Source organism: Acinetobacter sp. IK23, from assembly GCF_035615275.1.
Lineage (GTDB): Bacteria > Pseudomonadota > Gammaproteobacteria > Pseudomonadales > Moraxellaceae > Acinetobacter > Acinetobacter seifertii.
Genome location: NZ_JANBNX010000009.1, coordinates 98,230 through 125,159, shown reverse-complemented (window position 1 = coordinate 125,159; position 26,930 = coordinate 98,230). Strand labels below are relative to the sequence as shown.

At 39.8% G+C, this 26,930-nt stretch carries 24 protein-coding genes; 10 read left to right on the top strand and 14 right to left on the bottom strand.

The window, feature by feature from the left end:
* The 4 genes from MSG95_RS09245 to gshA all read right to left on the bottom strand — a co-directional run.
* Positions 1-609: LysM domain-containing protein (locus MSG95_RS09245; protein ID WP_324645028.1), on the bottom strand; the 609-nt coding region annotated here is incomplete at its 3' end.
* 13 nt (positions 610-622) lie between these two features.
* Positions 623-3,928: a type VI secretion system Vgr family protein gene (locus MSG95_RS09240; RefSeq protein WP_324624628.1), complete on the bottom strand. Its 3,306-nt coding sequence runs from the start codon at positions 3,926-3,928 to the stop codon at positions 623-625.
* 167 nt (positions 3,929-4,095) lie between these two features.
* On the bottom strand, positions 4,096-4,611 hold the full coding sequence (locus MSG95_RS09235; protein ID WP_004704854.1) for a disulfide bond formation protein B: 516 nt from the start codon (positions 4,609-4,611) through the stop codon (positions 4,096-4,098).
* Positions 4,612-4,625: 14 nt separating this feature from the next.
* Positions 4,626-6,203 carry a glutamate--cysteine ligase gene (gene gshA / locus MSG95_RS09230; RefSeq protein WP_077165315.1) on the bottom strand — a complete coding sequence of 526 codons (1,578 nt, stop codon included), beginning with the start codon at positions 6,201-6,203 and terminating at the stop codon, positions 4,626-4,628.
* Positions 6,204-6,371: 168 nt separating this feature from the next.
* On the opposite strand from gshA, the gene MSG95_RS09225 reads away from it, so the two are divergent.
* From MSG95_RS09225 to MSG95_RS09205, 5 genes are all read left to right on the top strand, one after another.
* Entirely contained in the window at positions 6,372-6,911 is a 540-nt protein-coding gene (locus MSG95_RS09225) for a DUF924 family protein (RefSeq protein WP_004704852.1), read from the top strand.
* Positions 6,912-6,971: 60 nt separating this feature from the next.
* Positions 6,972-7,535 (top strand): CC0125/CC1285 family lipoprotein, encoded by a 564-nt coding sequence (locus tag MSG95_RS09220; protein ID WP_004704850.1) that lies wholly within the window; start codon positions 6,972-6,974, stop codon positions 7,533-7,535.
* Between the two features lie 13 nt (positions 7,536-7,548).
* Positions 7,549-8,859: a DUF445 domain-containing protein gene (locus MSG95_RS09215; protein WP_019458561.1), complete on the top strand. Its 1,311-nt coding sequence runs from the start codon at positions 7,549-7,551 to the stop codon at positions 8,857-8,859.
* A 27-nt stretch (positions 8,860-8,886) separates the two neighbouring features.
* Positions 8,887-10,041, top strand: coding sequence for a pyridoxal phosphate-dependent aminotransferase (locus MSG95_RS09210; protein ID WP_077165317.1), 1,155 nt, complete (start codon positions 8,887-8,889; stop codon positions 10,039-10,041).
* Positions 10,042-10,146: 105 nt separating this feature from the next.
* Positions 10,147-11,514: an MATE family efflux transporter gene (locus MSG95_RS09205; protein ID WP_200027013.1), complete on the top strand. Its 1,368-nt coding sequence runs from the start codon at positions 10,147-10,149 to the stop codon at positions 11,512-11,514.
* Positions 11,515-11,570: 56 nt separating this feature from the next.
* Here MSG95_RS09205 and MSG95_RS09200 read toward each other — a convergent pair whose 3' ends face one another.
* A complete protein-coding gene (locus MSG95_RS09200) occupies positions 11,571-12,404 on the bottom strand; it encodes an SDR family NAD(P)-dependent oxidoreductase (RefSeq protein ID WP_004704843.1) in 834 nt (277 codons plus the stop codon).
* Between the two features lie 194 nt (positions 12,405-12,598).
* On the opposite strand from MSG95_RS09200, the gene MSG95_RS09195 reads away from it, so the two are divergent.
* The 3 genes from MSG95_RS09195 (at position 12,599) to phoR (ending at position 15,604) form a co-directional block, all read left to right on the top strand.
* On the top strand, positions 12,599-13,270 hold the full coding sequence (locus tag MSG95_RS09195) for a TetR/AcrR family transcriptional regulator (protein WP_004704841.1): 672 nt from the start codon (positions 12,599-12,601) through the stop codon (positions 13,268-13,270).
* A 255-nt stretch (positions 13,271-13,525) separates the two neighbouring features.
* Positions 13,526-14,236, top strand: coding sequence for a phosphate regulon transcriptional regulator PhoB (gene phoB / locus MSG95_RS09190; RefSeq protein ID WP_000650776.1), 711 nt, complete (start codon positions 13,526-13,528; stop codon positions 14,234-14,236).
* A gap of 9 nt (positions 14,237-14,245) precedes the next feature.
* Positions 14,246-15,604 carry a phosphate regulon sensor histidine kinase PhoR gene (gene phoR, locus MSG95_RS09185; RefSeq protein WP_049066296.1) on the top strand — a complete coding sequence of 453 codons (1,359 nt, stop codon included), beginning with the start codon at positions 14,246-14,248 and terminating at the stop codon, positions 15,602-15,604.
* Between the two features lie 67 nt (positions 15,605-15,671).
* Here the strand turns inward: phoR and MSG95_RS09180 are convergent, their stop codons facing one another.
* From MSG95_RS09180 to pncB, 6 genes are all read right to left on the bottom strand, one after another.
* Positions 15,672-16,868, bottom strand: coding sequence for an alpha/beta fold hydrolase (locus MSG95_RS09180; RefSeq protein ID WP_139344765.1), 1,197 nt, complete (start codon positions 16,866-16,868; stop codon positions 15,672-15,674).
* A gap of 39 nt (positions 16,869-16,907) precedes the next feature.
* The gene (locus MSG95_RS09175) at positions 16,908-17,327 is read right to left on the bottom strand and encodes a hypothetical protein (protein WP_077165318.1); all 420 of its coding nucleotides are present in this window, start codon (positions 17,325-17,327) and stop codon (positions 16,908-16,910) included.
* 130 nt (positions 17,328-17,457) lie between these two features.
* Positions 17,458-18,678 (bottom strand): acetamidase/formamidase family protein, encoded by a 1,221-nt coding sequence (locus MSG95_RS09170; protein ID WP_077165319.1) that lies wholly within the window; start codon positions 18,676-18,678, stop codon positions 17,458-17,460.
* Between the two features lie 411 nt (positions 18,679-19,089).
* A complete protein-coding gene (gene asd / locus MSG95_RS09165; protein WP_004704831.1) occupies positions 19,090-19,941 on the bottom strand; it encodes an archaetidylserine decarboxylase in 852 nt (283 codons plus the stop codon).
* Positions 19,938-20,786, bottom strand: coding sequence for a sulfurtransferase (locus MSG95_RS09160; protein ID WP_077163749.1), 849 nt, complete (start codon positions 20,784-20,786; stop codon positions 19,938-19,940). Before MSG95_RS09160 ends, asd begins: the two co-directional genes overlap by 4 nt.
* A 150-nt stretch (positions 20,787-20,936) precedes the next feature.
* A complete protein-coding gene (pncB, locus tag MSG95_RS09155) occupies positions 20,937-22,151 on the bottom strand; it encodes a nicotinate phosphoribosyltransferase (RefSeq protein ID WP_019458569.1) in 1,215 nt (404 codons plus the stop codon).
* 168 nt (positions 22,152-22,319) lie between these two features.
* Here pncB and dtd point away from each other — a divergent pair, with 168 nt between their 5' ends.
* Entirely contained in the window at positions 22,320-22,763 is a 444-nt protein-coding gene (gene dtd / locus MSG95_RS09150; RefSeq protein ID WP_077165320.1) for a D-aminoacyl-tRNA deacylase, read from the top strand.
* A 45-nt stretch (positions 22,764-22,808) separates the two neighbouring features.
* Here dtd and MSG95_RS09145 read toward each other — a convergent pair whose 3' ends face one another.
* The 3 genes from MSG95_RS09145 to serB form a co-directional block, all read right to left on the bottom strand.
* Positions 22,809-23,288, bottom strand: a complete 480-nt coding sequence (locus MSG95_RS09145) for a hypothetical protein (protein WP_019458571.1) — start codon at positions 23,286-23,288, stop codon at positions 22,809-22,811.
* A gap of 253 nt (positions 23,289-23,541) precedes the next feature.
* Positions 23,542-23,877 carry a ciprofloxacin tolerance protein AciT gene (gene aciT, locus MSG95_RS09140; protein ID WP_039252398.1) on the bottom strand — a complete coding sequence of 112 codons (336 nt, stop codon included), beginning with the start codon at positions 23,875-23,877 and terminating at the stop codon, positions 23,542-23,544.
* A gap of 408 nt (positions 23,878-24,285) precedes the next feature.
* Positions 24,286-25,509: a phosphoserine phosphatase SerB gene (gene serB / locus MSG95_RS09135; RefSeq protein ID WP_324645026.1), complete on the bottom strand. Its 1,224-nt coding sequence runs from the start codon at positions 25,507-25,509 to the stop codon at positions 24,286-24,288.
* A 59-nt stretch (positions 25,510-25,568) separates the two neighbouring features.
* Here serB and MSG95_RS09130 point away from each other — a divergent pair, with 59 nt between their 5' ends.
* Positions 25,569-26,876, top strand: a complete 1,308-nt coding sequence (locus MSG95_RS09130; RefSeq protein WP_077165321.1) for a hypothetical protein — start codon at positions 25,569-25,571, stop codon at positions 26,874-26,876.
* Positions 26,877-26,930: the final 54 nt, after the last annotated feature.

The following is a 26,930-nucleotide window of genomic DNA, read 5'->3' as shown; positions in this document are numbered from 1 at the left end:
TCCAGATGCTCCAGATGCTCCAGATGCTCCAGATGCTCCAGATGCTCCAGATGCTCCAGATGCTCCAGATGCTCCAGATGAATGCTGCACTTTCTTACTATTAACTTTCAATTCTTTTTCAATTGTTTTTGTATTCGTTCTAGGTATGCCCTCAACTTTATAAGTATTACCTTTTATCATCATTGCACGAGAACTTAGCTTTAGTATTTTTTTACCTAATGGCAATGTTTTATGATGAGCTATAAGCTCAAATTTATTTTTTAATGTATAAAAGCTTATTTTTATTCCTTTCAAAGCGTCTTCAATTTGGATATCTTCTATTACTCCTTTATCATTACTAGTCACTAAATGACATTTGTCATCATATTCTAGCAATAACTTACCATGGGTAATCGGCTCCCATTTCAAATCATAAATTTTAATCACTAAAGTTGTATCATATTTTTTAACATTCTCTTTTTTTAGATATATCTGTTGTCCGATTTTTAGTAAATTTTTCTTTCTGCCATATAATCCATTAATTTCAATTAATTCATTAAGCTTGATGTGGTATTTATTGGAGATACCCCAAAGAGTATCACCTTTTTTGACTATATGTATATTACTCATCTTATCCCCCTTATTATTTATCAAACGGATTATAATGTTCACCTAAATCTATCTCTTCAACTTCTTCTCCTTCTTCTTCTTCAAACCATGAAACCCAATCATCAAATCCAACTAGAGCTTTATATTCAATATTCTCTTCACTTTCGTCTAATTTAAAGATTGATTTATCAATTTTAGAACCTATTTTAGATTTATAACTATCATTTATTTTTTCGTAGACTTGGATAATTGCATTCTCTATTTTCTCCCCTTCTAAGGATACAAAATGAAATGCTTTAGTGAACGGACCACTACTCGGCAACTCAGGAACCTCATAAGAAACCTTGGCCCCACTCGTAAACAAATGCTGCCCAGCTTTACTTTCAAACTTACCACCTGTTGTTGAAAGCACACCATTGGCATTAATTTTAAGCTGTGATCCACCTGCTGTTAATACAATTTCTTTAGGACTCGTAAGCTCGATTTTATCTTCAGTAGAAATGAGCTTGATGACTTTCTTGGCAATCGCTTCAATAGCATCATCTTGTGCTTGCAGTTCGAGCTTTCCTTTTGCTGCATAAGCACGCAAACCCTTTTGTGCGGCAAACAAACTAATTTTATCTTGTGCGTGCCCAATAATATTTTTTTGTGCACTCAAATTAATTGAACCGCTGGCACTTTCAGCAATATCTTGCGAAGCTTGCAAAATAATATTTTCAGGCGTCGTCAAAGCAATGCCATTTGGCGATGCTAATAACATAAGCGCTTGTCTAAAGATTTTGCCTTGTTCTTGCTGTTTAGTATCGGAACTGCTTTCTAAACCTTGGGTATAACCCTCCATAAAGCCTTGTAAAGAACTCAATGCTTTAGAAGGTGATACTTCCAATTTACTGCCTTTACTAAAAGTTCCGCATACACTCATCATGTCAAAGTCTTTAGTCTCAACATTGGCTAAGACTTTTCCGACCTCTTTAATACTCTCAAATGGATTTTTATGAATGCGATCTTTAATGCTGGCAAGTTTACCTTTAACGATGTCGGCACCATGTTCTTCAACGTTTTCGATGAACGCTTTTAAGTTTTCCACCGCATCTTTGGCATCGGTAAAGAAAGCATTAAATTCATCTACAACGCCTTTTGCATTTCCACCTAGTGCACCAATGTCTTGAATAAAGCCGCCACAGTCTTTTAAAGCATGAATAGGGTCGTTATTAATCCCTTCTTTAAATAAGTTCACCGTACTATTTAATGCCTGACCTGTGGTTTTTAGCTCAAGCGACTGAATGAATTTAGGTAAGCGATTAATAACATTCAAAGCATCAGTTTGTTGCTTGGCTGCAACTTCACTGAGCATTTTCATACTCTCATAGCCTTGTGAAAGTAAAGACTGTGCTTGTGCAGCCTCTAAATGGTCGGCAATCGCTTGCTCTTGTGCATAGGTACTAATCAGCATGCCTTTGCCCGCACGCACAGCTCCCCAAGCGTCTGTTCTCAACTCAAAGCCTTCACCACGGCCTTGGCTCGTCTCTTGTTCTTTCGGATGGCTTAAATTACCCAAATTCAGCTGTGTTGCCGCATGACTACTTTGGAGTTGAGTACTGATTTGTCCGGTTGTGTCATCAAAACGTAATTGGTTGAAGCCATTTCCATTGATTTCCTGACTGCGAATCCCACTCAGTTTTTTAGTTGCAGGAAGCTGACCTTTTACATCGAACTTGGTGGGTGAGCGCTGCGCTTCATGGATGCGCCCAGTCACAAATGGACGGTCGATATTGCCATCAAAGAAGTCAATGACAACCACTTCTCCAATACGTGGTAAGAAACGCGCGCCATAACCTTCTCCTGCCCAAGGAGTCAGTACATCCACCCAAGCCGAATCGGTATCATTTTCATTGCTACCTGCGCCACCATCATGGCCATGATCATCACTACGGGTAAATAGAAAACGTACCTTAATACGTCCCCATTCATCGACATGAATGGTTTCTCCTTGTGGTCCCACGACTTTCGCTCTTTGTGGGTAGGCAATTGGGCGATGCTGCTCTGGATTGTATTCAGGCGCAGTTTTGATTTGACGGCGTATTAGGGTCAGCTCATTACCTTGACGCTCTATATCATCATAACCATGTTGATCCCAACGGCTTTGGGTTAATAACTGGCTAACTTGCTGATGTAAATCTTTAGGTAAGTTATTTTGGTTATAGAAGTTTTTAGCAATGATCAAGAACTCTTGATCTGCCCCTTCATGCTGATCAATTTCAGGGTGCTCGCGTAGATTAAACCAATAGCCGACTTGGCTATCGCGGACACTACTATAGGCTTTAAAGTATTTAGCCCGACTCGCATGCATGTCGGTAAAGTGCTGATTTAGTTTTTCTAACTGACTACTACCCGAAGCCGTTGCCTGATCTTCTCCTTTTAAATCTTGCATCCAAGCGGGGCTTACATGCCATGCTTGCTCAAGACTTAAAGTGGCTGAGTCAAAGTTGTCTGAATGTGTATGCGTAGTAACAACCGAACCATTACCCTCTTCTTGTGCAAGGGCATCGGGTTGCCAGCGCTGTACATGTACCGCTGTCGGTTGCAAACTTCGTACTGCAACAAAACCAGTAATACTATCTTGATATTCGGTTGCGCTACTTCTGTGATAGCGAATACTACGACGCTCTAAAGCCTGATACTGGCTATTGTCATCAATGAGTCTTAGTTTTTGAGCTTGTATTGGTGCAGTAAAATGCGGAACAAAAAGCTCTGACTCATCAATGAGCCAACTAATGCCTTCACTTCGCCATAAGCGCGTAAGAAAGTCATAGTCAGACTCATTGTGCTGCATGGTGAAAGGTCGAATATCATAGTTTTGACTTAACCCACCCAAGTCTAGACTTAAACTCGCAGCAAATAGTGGACTTTTTTCTTGCCACTCTTTAAATAGAACTTCGGTAATTTCTACGATACTTTTATTCATAAAAACACGACTATTACGGCGTTTGTGCCATAAATTTGTCGCGTCTTCTATAGTCAGCTTATAAAGCGTTAAAGCACCATCGCTTTGTCCATAGCTGGCTTCAGTCACAATACCAGTTGTTCGGAACAATTGTCCCGAATCTGTGACCTGATCAACAGCGACTTGCACACCAATAAATTGCTTCAATGCAATTTGGGCATTGGTTGAAAGACAGATCAACTCTGCCATTAGACCACCATTCAGCTGATGTTGGCCTTCTATACGTTGTAAGAATATTTGGTTATTGAGTAGTTCATTAGAGAACTGTACATGGATAGCACGTTTCTGAGCATTTAGCCCTATTTTTTCCAAGACACTAAATATATTAAAAAGCATTTTTTTATAATCGTAAGGATATATAAACGGGTGCACTTTATAAAAAACAGAACTATCTGTCTATAAAATTATGCGTTATTTTTATCAATTTTTCTTATATTCTCACTTATTCTAAAGTGATTAAAAAAAGCCCAACTTGAGGTGGGCTTTTTTTAATCATATTAAACTTAGTTTTTAGCCGTCTTAAATACTGGATAAAAACGGAATAATTGCCATAAACAAACCAGTAATAGCAAAACAAAATACACTAATGACCAAACTGGCAAAGACTGACCTAAAAAGGTCCAATCAATAGCAGCACATTCACCTGAACCAGAAAGCACTTCTTGTAAAACAGCTTTCATCGGTAAAGCATCAATCAGGTAATTTAAACCCGGTCCACAGCTTGGTACTTGGTCTGGTGGTAAATGTTGTATCCAGACATGACGGCCTGCCACGCCGACTGACCATAAAATTGCAATGCCTGCTAAAAATGCGTAGAAGCGTTTAATCGCATTCGAAACTGGGTTATGCAAAAATGCAATGAGCGCCACAAAACCCATTGCCATTAAGCCAACACGTTGAAAAATACAGAGCGGACATGGCTCTAACCCTTTTACATGTTCCAAATATAACGCAAAAGACATGCCGACAATGCTTGCCAGTACAAGCAGTCCACTCACCAAACGGTAACTTAATCGCATGTAAAACCTCGTTTTTATCTATATTGTTCAAGATACTGATCAAAGCTGATCTGACTATCTTGTTCAAGTTGTTCTTGCTGCTGTAAAGATTGTGCAGCCAATTGTTCAAAATATTGTAAAGTCTCTGCACTGATTTCATGCTTTTCATAACTTTCAGCATGCATCTGTGCCATATGACTGCCAAAGCTCCAAGTTCCACCATGCTTTAACGTGTCATCAATCACATGTGCAGATAATGTTTCATCTACTTCATCAATGCGTTCTTGCATTACGGTCAAAGCCGAGCTGTACAGATTTGTCGCATAGGTCTGATCGAGTAACTTGGCACAAACCTGCATATTCGAAATATGCTGACGTGCCCAGTCCTCAATATGATAAGACCCGTTTAAATCAGTAATGGTTGCGTTTGGCGCTCGACCACGGTTAACCACTTCTGTCTGGTTCTTCTCAATCAAATCTTGCTCAGGACACAACAACTCTGGGCTATCAGTGAGTAAGCAATAAAGCGCCAATGCCTCAAGGAAACCGGCCGTTGTTTCATTTACACCAATTGGTGAATATGGATTTACATCTACCGCACGGAGTTCAACGTAACCCACGCCTCGATTTTGCAAGGCTTGAGATGGTGTTTCACCCGCATGCGGCACCTGTTTTGGACGCACGAGACTGTAATATTCATTCTCGATTTGTAAAACATGGTCATTAATTTGCAACGGTTCACCAGAAGCATCATTTAACCCTAAACGGCTAAATGGCGGGTAAGGAGAATGTACTGCTTTTTGTAAACCAGCCAGATAACCAGATAGGTTGTTGTAGTGAATACCTAAACTTTTTTGTGCCGAGTTTTGGTAGCCTAAACGTCCCATACGGAGTGCTGTAGCATACGGCAAATAGTATGACCCTTTGATTAAAGGCAACAAATGATGTTGATGCCCAGTCAAAAAACAACGACAAACCGAAGGACTTGCCCCAACTAAGAACATTACCAGTGGTGTTAAACGAATAAAGTTACGAATAAGTCCAAAATAACGGTGACTACGATAATCTTGCAGACTGAGTGATTTTAATTTTTCGTCAGTTTCATGTGCCTGCAAAGCAGAAAAAAGAGAATCTGGAAAAGATAAATTATAGTGTACGCCCGAAATCGTCTGCATACGGCGACCATAACGGATCCCCAAACCACGGCGATAAAGCGTTTTAAAGCGACCAATATTAGAAGTACCGTATTGAGCTAAACGAATTCGTTCTTCGTTGTCATCTAGCATACATGGCATAGACAACGGCCAGAGCTTTTCACCATTTTCTAAATGACGGTGTACAACCGCATGAATATCGGTGAGTTCATGCAAGGCATCACCAATCGTTGGCTGTGGTGAAGTAATAAACTCCATCAACGCTTCTGAATAGTCAGTCGTAATTTTTGGATGTGTTAAAGCTGAACCTAATGCCTTTGGATGTAACTCTTGTGATAAGAACCCATTACTTTGCATACGTAGGCTTTCACGTTCTATTCCACGTAACATGCCTTGTAATAGCGACGAATCCACCCAAGCAGGAATAACTGATTGAGATGGTGTAGTGGGTTGACTCATGCATTTGCTCGCTTATAAAAGATCACTATATACAAAATCGTGACATGATATGGATGTTGATATGATCACATCATTTCAGTTTGGCAATTTTTATCACAATCTTGTTATTTAAGACACGAAAGAATTGTGATTTTATTGAAGAATAATTGCTAAAGAGTTGTCAATATCATGAACGATCAAGACATTTTAAACTTCTGGTTTTCACCTGAACACCGTTCACTTTGGTTTGCAAAAAGTGATGATTTTGACAAAAAAATCCGTGATCAATTTGCAGACATTCATCGTCAGGCGACTCAAGCAGAACTTTGGTCTTGGCGAAAAACAGCAGAAGGTCGTCTTGCAGAGATTATTGTGCTAGATCAGTTTTCTCGCAACATTTATCGTGATCAACCTGAATCTTTTGCTTATGACAGCCTCGCTTTAGCTTTGTCACAAGAAGCAATTAGCTTGCAACTCGATGCACAGCTTAATCCTGACCAACGCTCATTTTTGTATATGCCATTTATGCATAGTGAATCAAAATTGATCCATGAGTTTGCTTTAAAGTTATTTCAACGCCTAGGCAATGAAATTAATTTAAGCTTTGAGAAAAAACATAAAGTGATTATTGATCGCTTTGGACGTTATCCTCATCGCAATGCAATCCTCGGACGTGTTTCGACACCAGAGGAAACCGAATTTTTATTAGAACCGAACAGCAGTTTTTAAGACTGCTCTATTTTTTAATGCTGAGTTATCCATTCTTCCATGCTCAGCTGGGAGTTCACCATGAAATATCTCTCTCTTTGTTTAGCTTTAGGCACTGCCTTAACTCTAGGTGCTTGTTCTACCATACCTAGCAAACCAAAAACTTTCGATCAACTTGGCCAGTTTTCAGCCTATCCGTTAAATGCACAAACGTTCCGAATCAGCTTCCAAGCTGACTCAAACATGAGCTATGGAACAGCTGAAGAAATTACCTTGGTGAAATCAGCACAAACGACTGTACAAAAAGGCTTCCGCTTTTTTAAAGTACAAAATGACCCAAGTAATCAAAGCCAAAAACCACCTCGTCAGGCTGTGGTTTATCCAGCTGCACCGAGTTTTTATCCGTATGGTTATGGTCGTCGTTATCCGGGTTTCTGGCATGACCCGTTCTATGATTTCCCACAAGTGGTCAATATCGACCCTGTTCAAGTGTCGTATACTATTGAATGTTATCGGGATCAAAAGCAGGCTCCGCAGGATGCTTTTGATGCAACATTAATTCTCAAATCTATCGGACAAAAATATGGCTTAAGCCCGACAGGAGAATTGCTGCCACCGCCTGAGCCTCCAGTAAAACAAAAATGAATAGGATGACCGTATGAATATGGCAGAAGAAGTACACCATGCACCCAATCTGAAGCGCAGCAAATACTTTGCGACGATGGCGCTGGTTATTGTTGTAGTGTTGTGGATTGGCTTATTGGTTGCCAATCGCTTTTTGCCAGAGTACACAAACTTAATTCATATTTTAATGTTAGGTGCGGAAGCTGGCGTAGTCGGTGGACTTGCAGACTGGTATGCCATTACCGTTCTGTTTCGAAACCCATTTGGTAAGCTTCCTATCCCTAAATTTTTGCGCGATCATACCGAAATTATTCCGCGCAATAAGGCTCGTATTGCAGAGTCAATGGGTCGATTTGTGCAGGAAAACTTCCTGTCACCTCAAGTGGTTGAACGAAGCTTAGAAAAAACTGACCTAAGCCTCGCCATTGGACAATGGCTAGCAAGCCCACAAAACAACACACAAGTGGTACAGCTCATTCAACAAACGGTACCGAAAATTTTTGAGTTTGTGAGCCAAGAGCAAATTGCCAATTTTGTGCAAAACAACAGCGTGCAATGGGTACGCAATACGCAAGTCAATAAACTTGCCAGCGAAATGTTACGTGCAGTCTTGGAAAATGACTTCCACCAAGACGTATTGCAGCGTGGTCTCGATATCGCGCATGAGTGGGTCGTACAAAACCCTGATAAAACTCGTGAATTGACCCGAAAAATGTTTAAAGCGCTGGGAGTCTGGTCACTGGCAAAAGGTGCAAGCTGGATTGGGATTGATGTTCAGCAGCGCACCATCGACTCACTGATTGAAAAAGTAGAATCAATGCTAGCTGACCCTGAACACCCATGGCGGCAAGAAATTGAAACTGTTGCTCACTCTCTCATGCTTGAGCTGGCAAAACCAGATAGTGTTGCGAGCCAACGTCTAAATAGCGGTAAAGATGCACTGTTAGATAGTCCTCAAGTCCTGAACTTCATTAGCGGTGCTGTCACAATTTTATGTGATGCCATTAAAGAAGATTTAATGAAAGAAGACTCTGGCATTGCAATGAACCTACGTGCAGCAATCCAGCAACTCGGTGAAAACCTTGTTCAAAATACCAAAGTACGTGAAGTTCTCAATAAAGAAATGACAGGGCTTGCACTGACTTTTACCGATCAATATAGCCATAAAATCATACGCTATGTGAGTGAACGCATTCATGAATGGGACTCACGTGAAATGATTGGAAAAATTGAAAATGAAGTCGGTGGCGACCTACACATGATTCGCGTAAACGGCGTTGTAGTTGGTGCATTTATTGGTTTAACTCTAGGTGTAATCCGCGCAGCAATTGAATCGATTTTATAACCCTAATCATTTCTTTAAGAGAACAACATGCTACAGCTTCAGTCAAAATTGCCCACACAAGGGGTAACTATTTTTAGTACCATGACGGCAATGGCACAGCGCTTGGGTGCACTTAACCTTTCACAAGGTTTCCCTGACTTTCCTGCACCTCCTGCTTTGCTCGAAGCCCTCTCACAGGCAACTTTGGCTGGACATAATCAATACCCACCAGGTGATGGCATTCTCGCTCTGCGTGAACAGCTTGCTTTTCAGTTTCAACAGCGCGACCAACTTCAACTTGATCCTGTCACACAAATCACGATTACACCTGGCGCGACCATTGCTATTTTCTGTACCATACAAGCCTGTATCAATGCAGGTGATGAAGTCATTATTTTTGACCCGAGTTATGATAGCTACGGCCCTTCTGTTCAGCTAGCAGGGGGTAAAGCTGTTCGTATTGCTCTGCAAGCACCAGACTTTAAGGTTGACTGGCAGCAAGTTAAAGATCTGGTCAACGATAAAACCCGTATGATCGTGGTGAACACGCCCCACAATCCAACTGGCACCATCTGGGAAAAACAGGACTGGTTAGAGCTTATTGAACTGATTCGAGATAAAAATATCGTGGTTTTATCTGATGAAGTGTATGAACACTTAGTTTTTGACGGTCAGCAACACTTTAGTGCGTTGCATTTTCCAGAGCTTAGAGAACGTAGTTTTGTGATTGGTTCTTTTGGGAAAACCTTTCATGTGACAGGTTGGAAAACAGGTTACTGTGTGGCTTCACCTGAATTAATGGGTTTATTCCGTCAGATTTACCAATATGCGAATTTCTGTGGCACGACACCTTGTCAGATTGCCTTAGCGCAATATATGCAGCAACATCCGGAACATATTCGGGAACTTTCACAGTTTTATCAAACTAAGCGGGATCGATTTAATCAGGCAATTCACAACAGCCGTTTTTTACTTAAACCGTCTCAAGGCACATATTTCCAAAACCTTGACTACAGCCAGATTAGACCCGATTTAAACGATATTGAAATGTGCCAGTTTCTTGCCGAGCAACATAAAATTGTGGCCATTCCAGTTTCGGTGTTTTACCAACAAGCGCCTGAGTCTTTACGCCTCATTCGTTTCTGCTTTGCTAAAAATGATGAAACATTGCAAAAAGCAGGAGAAATCTTGAATGAATGTTAATAAATTTAGAAACTTAGCATAGCAAAACACTACAAGAAATTTCCTCTAAATATGCTAAGTTGAATATCCGCCCCGCTCATCAAAGAGATGGGCGATGGAGAATACATGCCACCAAGACAGTCTTTAATTCATCAGCAAAATCTATGGAAAACATTTTTTGTTTTCTTATTGCCACTCATTGCAACCAATATTTTGCAGAACTTGTCCGGCACCATTAACACCATTTTTGTTGGCCAAATGATGGGTGTCGATGCAATTGCTGCCGTCTCGGTTTTTTTCCCTATTTTATTCTTATTGCTCGCTTTTATTATCGGAATTTCAACTGGTACGACAATTTTAGTCGGGCAAGCATGGGGTGCGCAGAATATTGAAAAAGTTCAAAGTGTCGTAGGGTCTACTCTGTTTATGACCATTATTGGCGGTATCATTACTGCAATTATTGGTGTGTTTTTTGCCCACGATATTTTAGAACTTTTAGGCACCGACCCAAAGGTTATGCATCTCTCGTTGCCTTATGTGCAATGGATGTTGGCAGGTAGTCCACTCCTATTTGTCTATATTATCTATACCTCTATTTTACGTGGTGTAGGTGACAGTACGACACCTTTACTAGCTCTTGCTTTAACCAGTGTGATTGGTTTAGTCATTACCCCTATTTTGCTTAAGGGTTATTTTGGTTTTCCTGCTCTGGGAATTATTGCTCCAGCAATTGCCACCATTACAGGGTATGTGGCTATCCTAATTTTTCTGGCGATTTACCTAAACAAAAAAAAGCATCCGCTTCGACCGAACCGCCAACTTTTGCAGCATATTCGTCATAACCCAGACTTAAGCAAAATCATTTTGCGCCTAGGTGTGCCAACTGGTATTCAAATGATTACCACCTCTATGGCTGGACTTGTGATTGTAGGTTTAGTCAACCGTTTTGGCGCTCATGCGACAGCTGCATATGGTGCTGTGAACCAAGTACTCAACTATATTCAGTTTCCTGCTTTATCAATCTCAATTGCAGCTTCAATTTTTGCAGCACAAGCCATTGGTGCAGGTAAATCAGACCTACTTGCACGTGTTACCCGCACGGCTCTAGGTATGAACTTTTTATTTACAGGTACCCTAATCGCACTGGGCTATCTATTTTCAAAATATTTAATGGCTTTATTCATTACCGACCCAACTGTGGTGGTGTTAGGGCAGCAACTTTTATTTATTGTACTTTGGGCAATTTTGTTCTTTGGTGCAGGTGCCATTTTTGCATCCATCATGCGTGCCAGTGGTACCGTAACAGCCCCAATGCTATTAAACATATCAGCTATTTTATTTATTGAAATTCCATGTGCTTACTGGTTTAGCTCAATGTGGGGACTTAAAGGGATTTGGTTTGCTTATGCCTTGGCATTTGTCAGCCTCTGTATTGTTCAAGGCTTGTATTATCAGTTTATTTGGAAGAAAAAGAAGATCAAAGTTCTTATTTAGAATGAATTAAGCCTTATAAAAAAAGCCATCAAATGATGGCTTTTTTACATTAAAAGTTATTTCATTAATTTGGTCACAATGGTTGAAGCACGTTGGTATCCTGTCGGGAATAAACGTTGGAATGCGTCTAGAATTTTTGCATCACTACCAATCAGTAAACGGCGCTTATTTTTCAAAACTGCATCCAAAATTTGACGAGCAGCCTCTTCTGGTGGGGTACGCAATAACTTGTCAAAATTTTGAATCGATTTTGTCGGATCCATACCCAAAGTGTTCAAGCTATCGCTCATTTTTGCAGCTTTAGCAATATTGGTGCGGATACCACCCGGATGTACACACAACGAGCTTACGCCACATTTTTCAATATCTAGCTCTTGGCGTAATGACTCGGTAAAACCACGCACCGCAAATTTAGTGGCATTATAGCCAGACTGAGTAGGTTGAGCAGTTAAACCAAATAAGCTCGAAATATTAATAATATGACCATCTTGAGTTTGCTTAATAAACGGTAAAAATTCTTTAGTACCGTAAACCACACCCCAGAAGTTAATTCCAACGATCCACTCTAAATCTTCATAGGTCGCGCCTTCTACAGTTGAACCTAAGGCAACCCCGGCATTGTTAAAAATGAGATTAACAGAACCATGATCTTGCACAGTTTCCTGTGCCCACTGTTTTACAGCTTCTCGGTCAGAAACATCCAGCTTTTTAGTTGTTACGCTAATGTTGCTGTAGGGTTTTAAGAGCTCAACAGTTTTCTCTAAGCCCTTTTCATTAATATCACTCAAAGAAAGATGGCAGCCTTGTTTTGCCAAGAGAATTGCTAGTTGTTGCCCAATGCCAGAACCTGCGCCCGTAATTGCAGCGACTTTGTTTTTAAAATTTTTCATTGTCCATCCTTTGTTTTTCGATTTGCACAATCGGTTCATTGCATGTGCACTTTAGACTCTTTTAATATAATTTTGACAATATTCATTGTCAATATAGTACACTGTAATTTCAGATAGATTGGCACAATTCTGCTGACGGCTTTATCATAGGCCCATATTTGCCGAAAAACCGATAAATCAGGAAACCATTTTTTATGGCGACAAACGACTCAACCAGTAAAAAGAAAACAAAAACTGTGAGTAAAGAACGTCAGTTCAAAGGATTATCTCTTACTGAGCGTAAAGAGGCACGCCGCGAAAAACTGATTGAAGCAGGTATTGCAACTTATGGAACTCTCGGCTTTTTTTCAGTGACGGTAAAAGATGTTTGCCAAGAAGCAAAACTCACCGAGCGCTATTTTTATGAATCTTTTAAAAAGAGTGAGGATTTATTTCAAACTATCTTTTTAAAAATGATTGAAGAGTTACAACAAAACTTAATGCAGGCTGTTATTAAAGCTGCGCCAGATCCAGAAAAAATGGTCGATGCGGGTTTAAGAGCACTGCTGACAACCTTAAAAGACGATCCAAGACTAGCTCGTATCATCTATGTTGATGCAGTTCTTGTTCAAGAATTACATAATCAGGCCACCATTCAGGAAACACTTGCTCAGTTTGACCGTATGATTCAAGCTTTCGTTATGCTGACCATGCCGCAAATTCAACATCATGAAAATGAGCTATCTTTAATCGCAACTGGCTTAAACGGATACGTGACACAAATTGCGATTCGCTGGGTGATGGGAGGCTTTGAGCAGTCTCTGGAGCAAGTTTTGACAGCTTGCCGTATTGTTTTCTTATCTTTATTGGCACAAGTTTCAAAATAATATTAAAGTTTTTTGACACGACTTTGACCTAAGAAACCTATAGGAAAGCAAACTGGTAACACCTTGAATGATTTTAAGAAAATTTATGTTTTCCTGTCATCATTCGGTCATGTGCTTGCCGTATTTTTGTCACAAATTATTGCTAAATTCGATTTTATAGACTTTTCTGCAATGAAATTGTCATAATTAATCTTTGTAATAAGCCTGTCATAACTACAAAACGGTTCACCGTTAAAATCTACAAGGTATTACGCTGTGAAAGATGACTACATTTTAATTGTCGATGATGAGCTTCCTATTCGTGAAATGATCCATACTTCTTTGGACATGGCAGGCTTTCAATGTTTACAGGCTGAAGATGCTAAACAGGCTCATCAAATTATCGTCGACCAACGTCCGGCGCTTATCTTGCTCGATTGGATGTTACCTGGAGGGGTGAGTGGTGTCGACTTATGCCGCCGCTTAAAACGCGATGAAAATTTAGCAGAAATTCCAGTCATTATGCTCACCGCTCGCGGAGAAGAAGACCACAAAGTACAAGGTCTAGATGCCGGTGCAGACGACTATATGACTAAGCCATTTTCAACACGTGAACTGGTTTCTCGTATTAAAGCAGTTCTACGCCGTGCAAATGCATTAAGCGGTGAAAAAACAATTGATGCCAATGGTTTAATTCTTGATCCTGTAAGCCAGCGTGTAAGCTTTGGCAACAGCATTTTAGATATGGGACCAACTGAATATCGCTTGCTTGCATTTTTTATGACCCATCCAGAGCGTGCATATACACGTGCACAGTTGCTCGATCAGGTATGGGGCGGTAATGTATACATCGAAGATCGTACCATCGATGTACATATTCGTCGTTTACGTAAAGTCTTAGAACCTTTTGGTGTTGACCGATTTGTTCAGACCGTACGTGGTACAGGTTATCGTTTCTCAACACGTGCAGATTTAGCCGCAGGTTAACCAAAATTTATGTATGAACCCTACCCCGTCCCTGAACAGGTACGTGAACAAAAACTTTCTCGTTACAGTAGTTTATGGACGTTTGCTAAACAAGATTTACGGCTTTTATTATTTTTCCTGATTATTGCGGGTTTAGTCGGTTTAGGGGTTGGGTATTTCTGGAGCTGTATTTTTATCGCCTTCGTGGTGTTTTTTGCACTCCAGTTACGTTCTTTATATTTGGTCAATGATTGGATTGCCAATAATCCTTACGATGTTCCTCCCAACTTAAGTGGAATTTGGGGGGCATTATTGTTTAATGTGTATCGTGCTCAGCGTCAGGAACGAATTGTTCAGGCCGAAATGGTTGGGCTGATTGACCGCGCTCAATCCTCTTTAGTTGCGCTAGCTGAAGCCGTTGTACTCATTGATGATCAACATCAAATTGAATGGTGGAACCCTGCCGCAGAGCGTTTATTGGGTATTAGCCCACTCGACCGTGGTCGCAACTTATTAACGATTTTGCGCCAGCCTACTTTTATTGAATATTTTAACAACATTGATCAGGCACCTGACGGCATTAAGCTACATTCCAACTTTGATGATGATCGTTATGTGCAAGTCAAACTCACACGGTTTGGTGGTGAAAGCCGCTTACTTGTCGCTTACGACGTAACGCGTATGCACAATCTTGAGCAAATGCGTAAAGACTTCGTCGACAATATTTCGCATGAACTACGTACGCCGTTAACTGTACTGAGCGGCTATATCGAAACATTTACCGACCAAGAAGATATTAGCCCACGCTGGAAACGTGCATTTGATCAAATGCAATCACAAACCAAACGTATGAATGCGTTAGTGAATGATTTATTGCTGTTATCGAATTTAGAAAACAACAAAAAAATTGCAAAAAATCAGATTATTGAAATGCCGAGTTTAATGAATCAACTCTTTGATGATGCTCAGGCTTACAATGCCGATTATGGACACACGCTCAATTTACATATTGATAGCCACTGTGACCTCATTGGTTCCGACATGGAAATTGCCAGTGCATTTAGTAATTTAATTACCAATGCCATTAAGTACACACCAAAAGGTGGAACGATTACCATTGGTTGGCACGACGATGGTGAACATGCTTACTTTAGCGTACAAGATACAGGCATTGGGATTAACCCAAAACATTTGCCGCGGCTGACTGAGCGCTTTTACCGTGTAGACAGCGACCGTAGTCGTCAAACAGGTGGAACGGGTTTAGGTTTGGCGATTGTAAAACACGTGCTGATGCAACACGGCGCTTATTTAGACGTGCAATCTAAAGAAAATGAAGGGTCAACATTTACCGCAGTTTTTCCAAAAGAAAGACTATATAACATGACCTAAAATTACCCCTCATATATAAAAAGCCGACTTATGAAAAGTCGGCTTTTTTGTGAAAATCACACTCTGTCTATTTAGAAGTCGAGCAATACGACTTACTTTGGTTTTTCTGTATAACGTTTAAGAAATTGGTAGCGAAAGTATTACTTTGACGCAGTGCATCTCGATGATCTCCGCCATCAATCGTTTGATAAATGGTTGGTTTTTTTAATTTACATAACTGTTGGTAATAAGCATATGTTCCTCTCGGGTCAACTAAATGGTCTTTAGAACCCTGCACGATCATTAACGGTACAGTCGGCACCATATTTTCAATGGACTGCTGTTTTAGATAAGCCAAAAGAGGTTTTAAGTCTGCATCAGCTTTAAATATGCTCGAAGGAGATTTCTTCAAATCAGATTGAAGTTCAGATAAACAGCGGCTACGTCCTTGAGTCAGCACAGCGTTCATTTCAGGACTGACTAAGTTTTCAGGAACAATGCTTGGTTCAGCTGCTTGTGCGCCTAATAATACAATCGGGAAAAAAGCAGCCACACTAGGTTCTGGGTTCGGATTAGTTTTCACATATTCTGCAATACCTTCATATTGATAACCGCCTGGCGCAAGCGCAATCGCTCCTTTTAAATCCAGTTCAGGTGCATCTTTTTGGCCATAAGCAGATACTGCAATTGCCGCAGCCCCACCTTGGCTATGTCCCATGACTAACCACTGTTTATTGAAATCTTTTGGCTTCAACACATGTAATGCTCGTACGGCATCGACCACCGTATGCAGTTGGCTTTTTGCATTCATATAAGGATGCCCACCCGGTGTACCTAAACCCTGATAATCAGGTGCAACAACTGCGTAGCCTCGTGCAAGCCAACTATCTAAAGCTTTAGAAGCAACTTCTTGATATGAATGAACTGGGCCACCTACATAGTCACCCGAAGGTGCGCAGGTGTCAGCAACTCCTGTCGTACCATGTGCCCAAGCAAGTATAGGCCAGCCATTTTTAGGCGGTGTTCCTTTCGGTAGTAAAATAAATGCTGAGGTAACGATAGGTTCACCGTTCACACCTCGACTACGATAATTTATTAACAAACGCTGATCGGCGTGAGGAAATAAATTCGTTACATCTTGCTGTGCTATAGACAGTATTGAACCTGGTTTATCGTTCACAATTTGCTTGTTCAAATCTGTAATTGACGCAGCCATAGCAGAGCCAGACACTAAACAAGCACTACTAAATAAAATTTTAAAAAACGAATTACTTTTTTTAATCAAGGGATTACTCCTCTACTTTCTAATCAATTCAAGTTGAACTTATAAAAAATATGCCCCTATTGCATATAACGAACCCAACAAGAGGCAAATGAAAGAACTTATATACCAAAATAGATCACTATTCCCACTAAATCTAGCCTTTAACCACGGAAATGCCAAACCACGCAAAATAAATATAATCGCAACGAGAGAAATAATAATTTTTTCAAACGGTAAACTGATAAAGACACTTGCTGCACAAAAAGCATAAAAAGAAAAAATACAAAGAATAAAACCAACCGAAATTGCCAGAAAATTCGGATACCAATCACCTCTTTCAACCATCTGGACAATACTTTTTCCAGCCCCTAAAAACCGAAAACCATTTGCTCCCCAGAACACACAAATAAAATGAAGTAATGCAGCGCAGAATGTTAATATCGCAGCAAGATATAGTGAGACGTTCGGAAGTAAGTTCATTAGATTTTATAGTAATAAATATATGTGAGACTTATTATACTCAACTATAAAATATATAAAACTTATTAATAGTTAAAATGAGATTTAGCTTGATATTTAAAATATTAAATACCAAGCACAGATCATATAATTATTTGCTCTCAAACTCTTTAAAATCAGCTTTTCTGATTTTTGCGTGAATACCTTTAGTTTTATCTACAACTTGTGAAACTTCAAAATCTGTTGCAGCACTTAAATACGCATATGCCGTCGCTTCATCAATACCATATTCTTGGTTTAAGAAACGGATGGCTTCACGTGTAGATTTCCTCATCGCCTCATCTAGATCTTCGTCAAGTCCCGGCGTAATCCAAAACTCAGCATTTTCAGCTAAAGGCTGTTTTAACTCTTTGCCCGGTATTTTGTCTTTACCAGCTTTAAGCAAGGTAAATTTTAGTGTTGCACGTGCTGAAGCTTCGAGTGCAGTTAATGCGACTTCCCCATCCCCTTGCGCGAAATGGCTATCACCCGTATAGAATAATGCGCCTTTGACCTGAACAGGATAATAGGCTGTTGAGCCTGCACCTAGTTCATTAATATCAATATTTCCGCCATACATTGCAGGTGGTACAGAGTGAACAGGCTCAGACGTATTGGCTGCTACCCCCATAATTCCCATAAAAGGATACAGCGGGAAACGTATTGATTTACCCGATTCTGTTTTTAATACACCTTCGTACTCACCTTTAGCATTTTTTTCAATTGGGGTGAAAATCGATACATTTCCATAGCGTTCAGGATGCTCAGCCGATGCATTTTCTTGCTTTGCTTTCTTAGGAAACTCACCCACTAAAGCACCTTTACCGTGTCGATTTGAAATAACACCGTAAGGTACACGCGGCTCAACTTTAAGTACTTCAACTTTTAAAATATCGCCAGGCTGTGCACCTTCAATTGCAACAGGACCTGTCACAATATGTGGCCCATCTTTATGAAAATCATGCTTTAAATTTGACTGGGTAATTGTTTGTGCTTCTTCCAATATTTCATTAGATTTTACACCTTTCGATTTAAAGAACTTTTCAGCATTACGCCCTTGGTCTTCAAGCAAACCTTCATGAGAAACCGTATCAAACGTTACAACACTACCCGACGGAACAGTAAGCACAGGTTTAGCATCTCGATTTGGTAAATATCCCCATGTAATCGTATTTAAAGTAGAAGGAACATAATAATTACCTTTATATTCGCCAGTTTGAATTTGAGTAGGCTGTTTTGAAATTTGGTTTAAAACTTTAAAATCATCTGCATGAGTGAGTGAAATGCAAAGTACAGATAAAACCGAAGCTGTCAGCTGTTTAACATTTAACATGATTTCAGAACCTAAATATATGAAAGTTAGAGTAAAGTCCTGAATAGTTAGCAAACATTATGCCAAAGCTAATTTTTTTATAATATGTAAAAGGAACTTAATTTTTATAAAAAAATAAATAATTTTTTAGATTTAAACACTTATCTTCAAATAAAATTAAAAGTACGACTTAAGTCTAAATCAAATATCTATTTTCATTTCTATTTACTAACGTTAAATATTCTTGATCATTTCAATCATACATAAATATATCTAGTGCATATAATGTCCTAATTTAGACCACTTAATAATATTATTTCAAAATAATATAAACAAGAACATAATAATATATTATATTTTCACATCACTTAAATTTAAAAACCCTGAATAACTTTATTCAGGGTTCATATTTTATATAAGTTATATAGCTTATTAAACTGTATGACCCATACGCTCGCCCATCACAACAACTGACTCAGCTTTAAAACGCTTTTCCCACTCGACCTTATCTTTTTCAAATAAGATAACCGCAGTAGAACCTAAATAAAAACGGCCAAGCTCAGCACCTTTTTCTAGCTTTAACTGATGATGTTGTAATTCGATACGACCTGAAGGCTTTACCTTGCCTGTTGCTACAGTTTCAATACCAGCAACAATCATAGCGCCGACTAAAACAACAGCCATACGTCCAAGCTCAGTATCAAACAAACACACCATGCGTTCATTACGGGCAAATAATCCCGGTACATTTTCAGCGGTCACCTGATTTACTGAAAATAGCTCACCCGGTACATACAACGTTTCAGTTAATGTACCTGCAAATGGCATATGAACACGATGATAGTCGCGTGGCGAGAGGTAAACTGTTGCAAACTCACCTTCTTGGAAAGGTTGAGCAAGTTGTGGGTCGCCAATGAGTTTCTCTACAGAGAAGCTTTGGCCTTTTGCCTGAAAAACTTCACCAGCAGTAATTTTACCAATTTGTGAAATAGCGCCATCTGCTGGTGAAACAATGCTATCTGCATTTTCGTCGACCAAACGTACGCCATCTTTCAATGCACGAGTAAAGAAATCATTAAAAGATTTATATTTCAGTGCATTGCCTTGTTCAGCAATCGATAAATCAATCCCATACTTAGTTTTAAATGCTTGAATAACAGCAGTTTTTATAACTGGATTTTCACTCGCAGCAACTTTACCCACTACACGGCTCAATTGATGTTGAGGAACAAGATTTTGTGCCTTAATAAATAATTCTTTTTTTAATCGAGATGTGAAACTCACGACGGTGATTCTCCAGTAATAATAGGACTATCGAGGCGATTGCCCCATTCACTCCACGCACCATCATAGGCTTTTGCTTCCCAACCCAAAAGTCTAGCCAAAATGTAGGCCAAACCAGAACGGTGATGTGACTGGCAGTACACGACTACAGGTTGCTGTAAATCGAACCCAAGTTGTTCAAGGCGCTGCCGCGTGCGTTCAAGCGGATGCAATTTTAGATGATTTTGACGATTAAGTGCAGTACTCCACTCAAAATGAAGGGCATTTGGAATGTGACCACCGCGTCGCGCTGCTAAGCGGATACCACTATATTCATCAATTGTTCTACAGTCCCATAACTGAATATTTTCTTGCTCGACTTGCTTTCTTAGTTCCTCATAGTTCACTCGGTACTGAGCAGCATGCGATAAATCAATTTGAATTAAATCGGTAACAGGAGAAACTTTTTCGACTTCTGCCGTTGTGGGTAAGCCTGCTCCTAACCATGCATGAATACCGCCATTAATTAAACTGGTACGCGTAAATCCTAAGCAATGTAAATTCCAGATTAAACGCCCAGCCCATGCCCCACCTTCATCGTCATAGACCACAACGTGATGATTTGGTGAAATATTCAATTTTTCAATCAGGGCTTGTAAACCCGATTCATCAGGCAAGATGCCAGTGGCTTCTTCATGTTGAGCCACCAACCATTTAGGCTGTAAATGAATGGCATGTGGAATATGAAGTTGCTCATAAACAGATGCACGGCTCAAATCCACAATACGGATATATTCATTGCCTAAATAAGGCACTAGCTCTTCGGCTTCTATGAGTAAATCAAGTTTAAAATCAGGAGGGGTCATCGTCATGGTTACTTTTTATACCAGCTTAATTTCATCTTAGCATAAGCTTATATCTATCAAACTCTGATTTTCTGCTACCGTTTAGCAAAAAATCAGATATAAACATTCTTAAGCACTGAGTCTTTGCCAAGTCGTCAAACGACATTGTCATTAAACAGCTTCATCAAGCTCTTCAATTTGGAAAACCTGACGCAAATAGGCCAAGAACGTATCGTTGTCGGTCATGGTCTTTCCTGGACTATCCGAAATTTTGGCAACCGACTGACCGTTGCACTCAACCAGTTTCAACACAATATTGAGCGCTGTTTGCCCCATATCATTGGTCAAATTGGTTCCAATACCGAAACTCACCTGAAAACGATCTTTAAAGTATTGGTGAAGCTCCCATGCCTTTGGCAAATTGAGTCCATCACTAAAGGTGAGCATTTTGGTTTTAGTATCAATTTTTAACTTACGATAATGCGCGTAGGCTTTATCGCCCCACTCATATGGGTCACCACTGTCATGACGTAAGCCATCAAACAGTTTAGCAAAATACAGATCAAAATCTCTTAGGAAAGCATCCATTCCAACAACATCAGTCAAAGCAATTCCTAAGTCTCCACGGTACTCTTGTACCCATGTTTCTAAAGCAGCTTTTTGAAAGTCACGTAAGCGCACATCAAGGGCCTGAAACGCTTGTAGGAATTCATGCGCCATAGTTCCAATTGGCGTGATATTTAATTCTTTAGCAAGCAAGACATTACTTGTACCACGGAACACATGTGGGACAGTTTTATGAAATGCAGCCACGACATGTTTTTGCCATTCAAAGCTATAGCGACGGCGTGTACCAAAGTCGGAAACTAAAAATGGAGGATCATTCGGCTGTTGAGATTTTTCGTATTGCTGAATTAATTCGAGTTTTGCTTTTAAACGGCGTTCGCCCTCGGCCCAAACTTCATCTGTTCGAATGCGGCTAAAATATAACTCGTTTACAATCGCCAGCACAAAAATCTCGAACATCATGGCCTGAACCATCGGCCCCTCAATACGAATATCTAGACGGCCTTCGGCATCTATACTGGCTTGAATAAAACGACGTTTGAGTTGGAATAATTCTAAATAATCGACAAAATCACTTTTAATAAAACGCAATTTTCTTAAGTATTGCAATTCGTCTTCTTTATATTTGAGATTACATAAATGATCGAGTTGCTCATTTAAGTCATCCAAAATATCCACTAATGGATAAACCGTATCTTCTAAGTTTCTGCAACGAAAATGATAGACGCTATGAGTTTGCGGAAATTTGTGCAAAACCACTTGTAGCATCGTAAATTTGTACAAGTCTGTATCAAGTAAAGAATGGATAATTGGAGACATAGTCAATGATTATTCGCTTGCTTCTTTGCATTAAAGCATATTTTTATAGATGAATTATGGGCTTTTATACCATTGTTGCAACTCCATGAAATTTCCTTTTAAAAATCATTTAAATTAATTTCTGCTAAACTGCATCAATTCAAACAATTGCAGAAAATCTCTCTAACAATGCGCGCTTTAATACAACGAGTTCTTGAAGCTAAAGTGGTCGTAGACGGTGAAACGACCGGCGAAATCCACCATGGCTTATTGGTTTTTTTAGGAATAGGCCGAGATGATACCTTCGCCATGGGTCAGAAGCTTATCGATAAAATTTTGAAATATCGTATCTTTGATGATGAGCAAGGCAAAATGGGCTGGAACGTCTCTCAGGCAAATGGTGGGATTCTGCTTGTTTCTCAATTTACCCTGATGGCTCAAACCCAAAAAGGTTTACGTCCGGACTTTGGCCCAGCTATGCCACCTAGCGATGCAAAAGCACTCTATGAACAGTTGGTTGAATATACCCGTTCACAGTTTGAAGAAGTTCAAACAGGAATTTTTGCAGCCGACATGAAAGTACATCTCATAAATGATGGGCCAGTCACTTTCAATCTGGAAGTTGAAGCATAAATATAAAAAAAACTCCCAAATGGGAGTTTTTTTTATTTCTGGCAATTAACGACCAGTTTTTTCTTTAATAAAAGCACGTGCCTGACGTACTTTCTCTTTTACTGGTTTTGGTAATTTTGGTGGAATGAGTTTAGCTGCTTGGTTAAACCAAACAAGCAAGCTGAAATCACCTTCCATTTTAATGCTACCGTTTTGCATACCTGTCATAAATGCAGTTGGGTCGCCTTTTAATAATGTTTTTACACCTTGTTCACTATCTGCAAATTGCAAAATAAAGTCAGCTTTTTCAGGTGAACCCGCGACTGTGTCGATGTGACCATGATTAATAATAATTTGGCGAGCAACACCTAAATCAGTACCAATTTGAATACGGAATGCACGGTCATGAACTAGTTCAATAAACTTAGGACTTGTACGTGCCAACTGTTTCATACGAAGTGCCAAACCTGCTACCAATAAATCTAACGGGTCTGTACTAACATCAACAAGTGGTAACTTAACTACAGGTATAGAAGAAAGTTTCATGAACATTCACGCCTATTGTATTTTTATGAAAATCTTGGGGCAAAACTCGACAAGGGCTTCCCTTTGACTGTTTTGTGCATCGACTGATGATATTCTAATTGGCAACGCAATCTATATATGAAACGTCAACAGACCACGCTATCGTAGCATAACTGGCTATTTTTTAATAAATGCTTTGTATAATAAAAATCATGTTTTCGTAAATAAAAAAGGCATGCTGTGCATACCTTTTTAGCGTTAGATAATACTTTAATTATCGGCTAGAACATTGCTGTTGGTCATCTTCATATACTGGCGTATGTTCTATATATTGGCGATTTGCCAAAGCCTTTTGTGCCTGTTTATCCTCACGTAATAAAACAAATGTGACCATTACCATCGCTAGACTTAGTGCAGTTAAATAACTATATGTGACTGGCATTTCAAAAGTGACTTGAACTCCAAAACGGACCACTTCCAATAGCCCCCAAAAAAACATCCCTGCAAACATAAAACCAAGCCAACGACGGTAAGGAGAAAAGAAAACAGCAACAAGCGCGACAGCAATTAAGCTGAATCCGGCGATAGCGGCAAAATTCGCTGTTACCATAGAAACCTCCGTCTTAATGAAAACGTCTAAAAACATTCGGTCTGATCTTCAGACCTCATTCCAAAAACAACTTTAATTCATGATTTGTGTTGAAGCTTAGAAAGCATTATGGATGTTTTTTTTTAGAAAAAAAGACCTGTTATTTGTCGATGCGACACACTTTGTCGCAACATTCTTTTGTCATTACATTTTTCTAAATTTCAAAAAGTTCTACGTCCTATATGGCATCAATTCTGGCGTGTCATTACAAAAAACTATGCTGTTTTTTTGACTGAAAATAAGTTTTTTTCAGTTTTTTTTATTGCCTTTTTTCTGTGCATAATTTTGTCATAACTTGCTTGTTTTTATGACTATTCTGCATAAAAAAGCGCTACTCTTGAGCAGCGCTTAATGATTGTTCAGTATTATTTAAGCACGGTTCAAATCTTTGTCATGCATACCGAGTAAATACAGTACACCATCTAAACCAACGCTTGAAATCGCCTGATTCGCATTTTGGCGAACAAGCGGTTTAGCGCGATACGCTACGCCAAGCCCGGCAATCGCAAGCATTGGTAAATCATTTGCGCCATCACCGACAGCCATTGCCTGCTCTAATGAAATATCAAGTTTGTTGGCAAGCTCACGTAATAATTCAGCTTTACGTGCGCCATCAACAATTACACCTTTTACTTCACCAGTTACAACGCCATCTTGTACGTCTAAAACGTTGGCATGAACTTCATCAATACCTAATTTACCTTGTAAATATTCAGCAAAGTATTGGAAACCGCCAGATAAAATAGCCGTTTTATATCCAAGTGCTTTTAACGTTGAAATGAGGCGTTCTGCACCTTCGGTAATGGTTAAACGCTCAGCAATTTTAGGTAAAACAGCAGCATCCAGACCTTTTAATAATGCAACACGGGCGCGGAAGCTTTGCTGGAAATCAAGTTCACCTTGCATTGCTCTTTCAGTAATTTCAGCAACTTGTGCGCCTACCCCTGCTTCAATCGCCAATTCATCAATCACTTCTTGCTCAATTAAGGTTGAGTCCATATCGAAGCACACTAAACGACGGTTACGTCGATAAGCGCTGTCTTCTTGAACAGCGACATCAATATTTAATTCGCTTGAAAGAAGTAAACAAGCTGCACGCATTGCTTGTGCATCTAGAGTTGGACCACTGCTTAAACCGAACTGTACACAAGCGCGACGAGGCAATGTACTGTCCTTTTCAATATCTACACGACCTGATAAACGGGTTACAGTTTCGATGTTAAAACCTTGGCTAGACACAATTTGTGTAACGGCTTGTAAGTGTGCAGCAGTAAGCTCTGGTGCCAAAGCCGTGACGATATAACGGGTTCGCCCACCTTCACTTACCCATTGATCGTATTCTGCGCCCGAGATTGGTTTAAAGCGCACTGTTAAGCCAATATCATGTGCTAAAATCAAAATCTCTTTCATTGCCAACGCTGTCGCAGTTTCATTATCTGAAGCGACCACGATGCCCAATGTCAGTTGATTATGAATAACGGCCTGACCTACATCCAGTATTTGCAATGAATGTACGGATAGTACTTGCATTAATCGGGTAAACTGGTTTGGTTGGTCCGGTCCTAAAAAGGATATAAGAATGATTTCTCGCATGAATTGACTCTAGTCTGAGTGACAACTATTGTAAGAATCATAATCGAATTTCAATATAATTGCCTTGGAAGTTTAACTTGATTGCGCCTAGACAAGGGCTATTTGCTAGCCTACTGATCATTAGTTTTGCATTGCATACCTTTTTATTGGTGATTGCAACGACACACCAGCTCAATGAAAACCGTGCGAGCCAAGGTCAGCTCATGACCAGCCAACTCGTAGCAGACAGCTTATCTGAGCTTGAACCTGCCAATACGGTATCTTTGGCTCTTATTGCCAATCGCTATGCGACCAATCCAAGTGTGGCATCAATTCGCATTCTTGATGCCAATAAACAAGTCCTAGCGACAAGCGGCATGTCAAAAACTCGCGAAGGCGAAGTTTTTGTTCGTGATGCTCTTCAAAACGAGAAGAAAGTCGGTTCTATTGAAATTACGCTTATTCAACCAAGTATTGGCGAAATCCTTCGTACCCAATGGCTTGCGATTTTAGCTTCGTTATTCTTACATGTTTTATTATGGCTTGCTTATCGTGCCATCGCTCGTCCAACGCGTAGTGAATACCTAGCACGTATTAACGAAGAAAATCGTTTAAAACATGAGATTCAGGAGTTAACTCAAGCTCTCGCGCTTGAAAAACAAAATACAGTAACTTTGGTTGCACAAGCTCAGCAACAAGCTAAAGCGAAACCACTTGTTCGCCCACAACCAGAAAAAAGCACAGAATCTACAAACCAAGACAGTTTGGCACTCAATATTCAGTTTTATGATCCTAAACAGTTATTAAGTAGTGTTAACCAGTCTGTTTCTATACCTTATTTTAAACTTTGCCAGCTCTTCTTAAATAAAAGTATCGAGCTATGCACAAAGCATTATCATTTAAAGACTACAGATATTGAGGTCGTAGATGAGTTTCATGCAGAAGGTGCAACACTCGCAATCTCAACCTCACATCAGCACGCTGTAGAATGTCTGCTTATGGTGGGAACAGTTTTCCAATTACTATCAGACGTTTTATATAAACGTTACCGTGAAGATAAACGCTTTGCACTACAAACGCGTAGTGCTGTGTGTCATGCCGTAGAAGCAATGCAAATTGATGCCAAAGAAGCAGCTCAGCGTTTAGCACAACATCTGCATGCTAAAGAGTCTGCGCTTTATCTGGATAATGATCAGCTTAAAGCAATTCAAGACAGTTATCAGCTTGTTGCAATGCCAAACCCGAGCAATATTATGACTCGTCATGCATTTATGATTAATGGTATGAATGCTGAATGTGCAGAGCTTGCCCAAAATATTCGAACTGAAATTTTGATGGGCAAAAAGTCAATTCCACAAAATGATAGCCCGAGCAGCGCAGCATCTTAAAAGTCATTGTGCGCATTCAAACCTAGCCTAAAGGCTAGGTTTTTTTATTTAAAT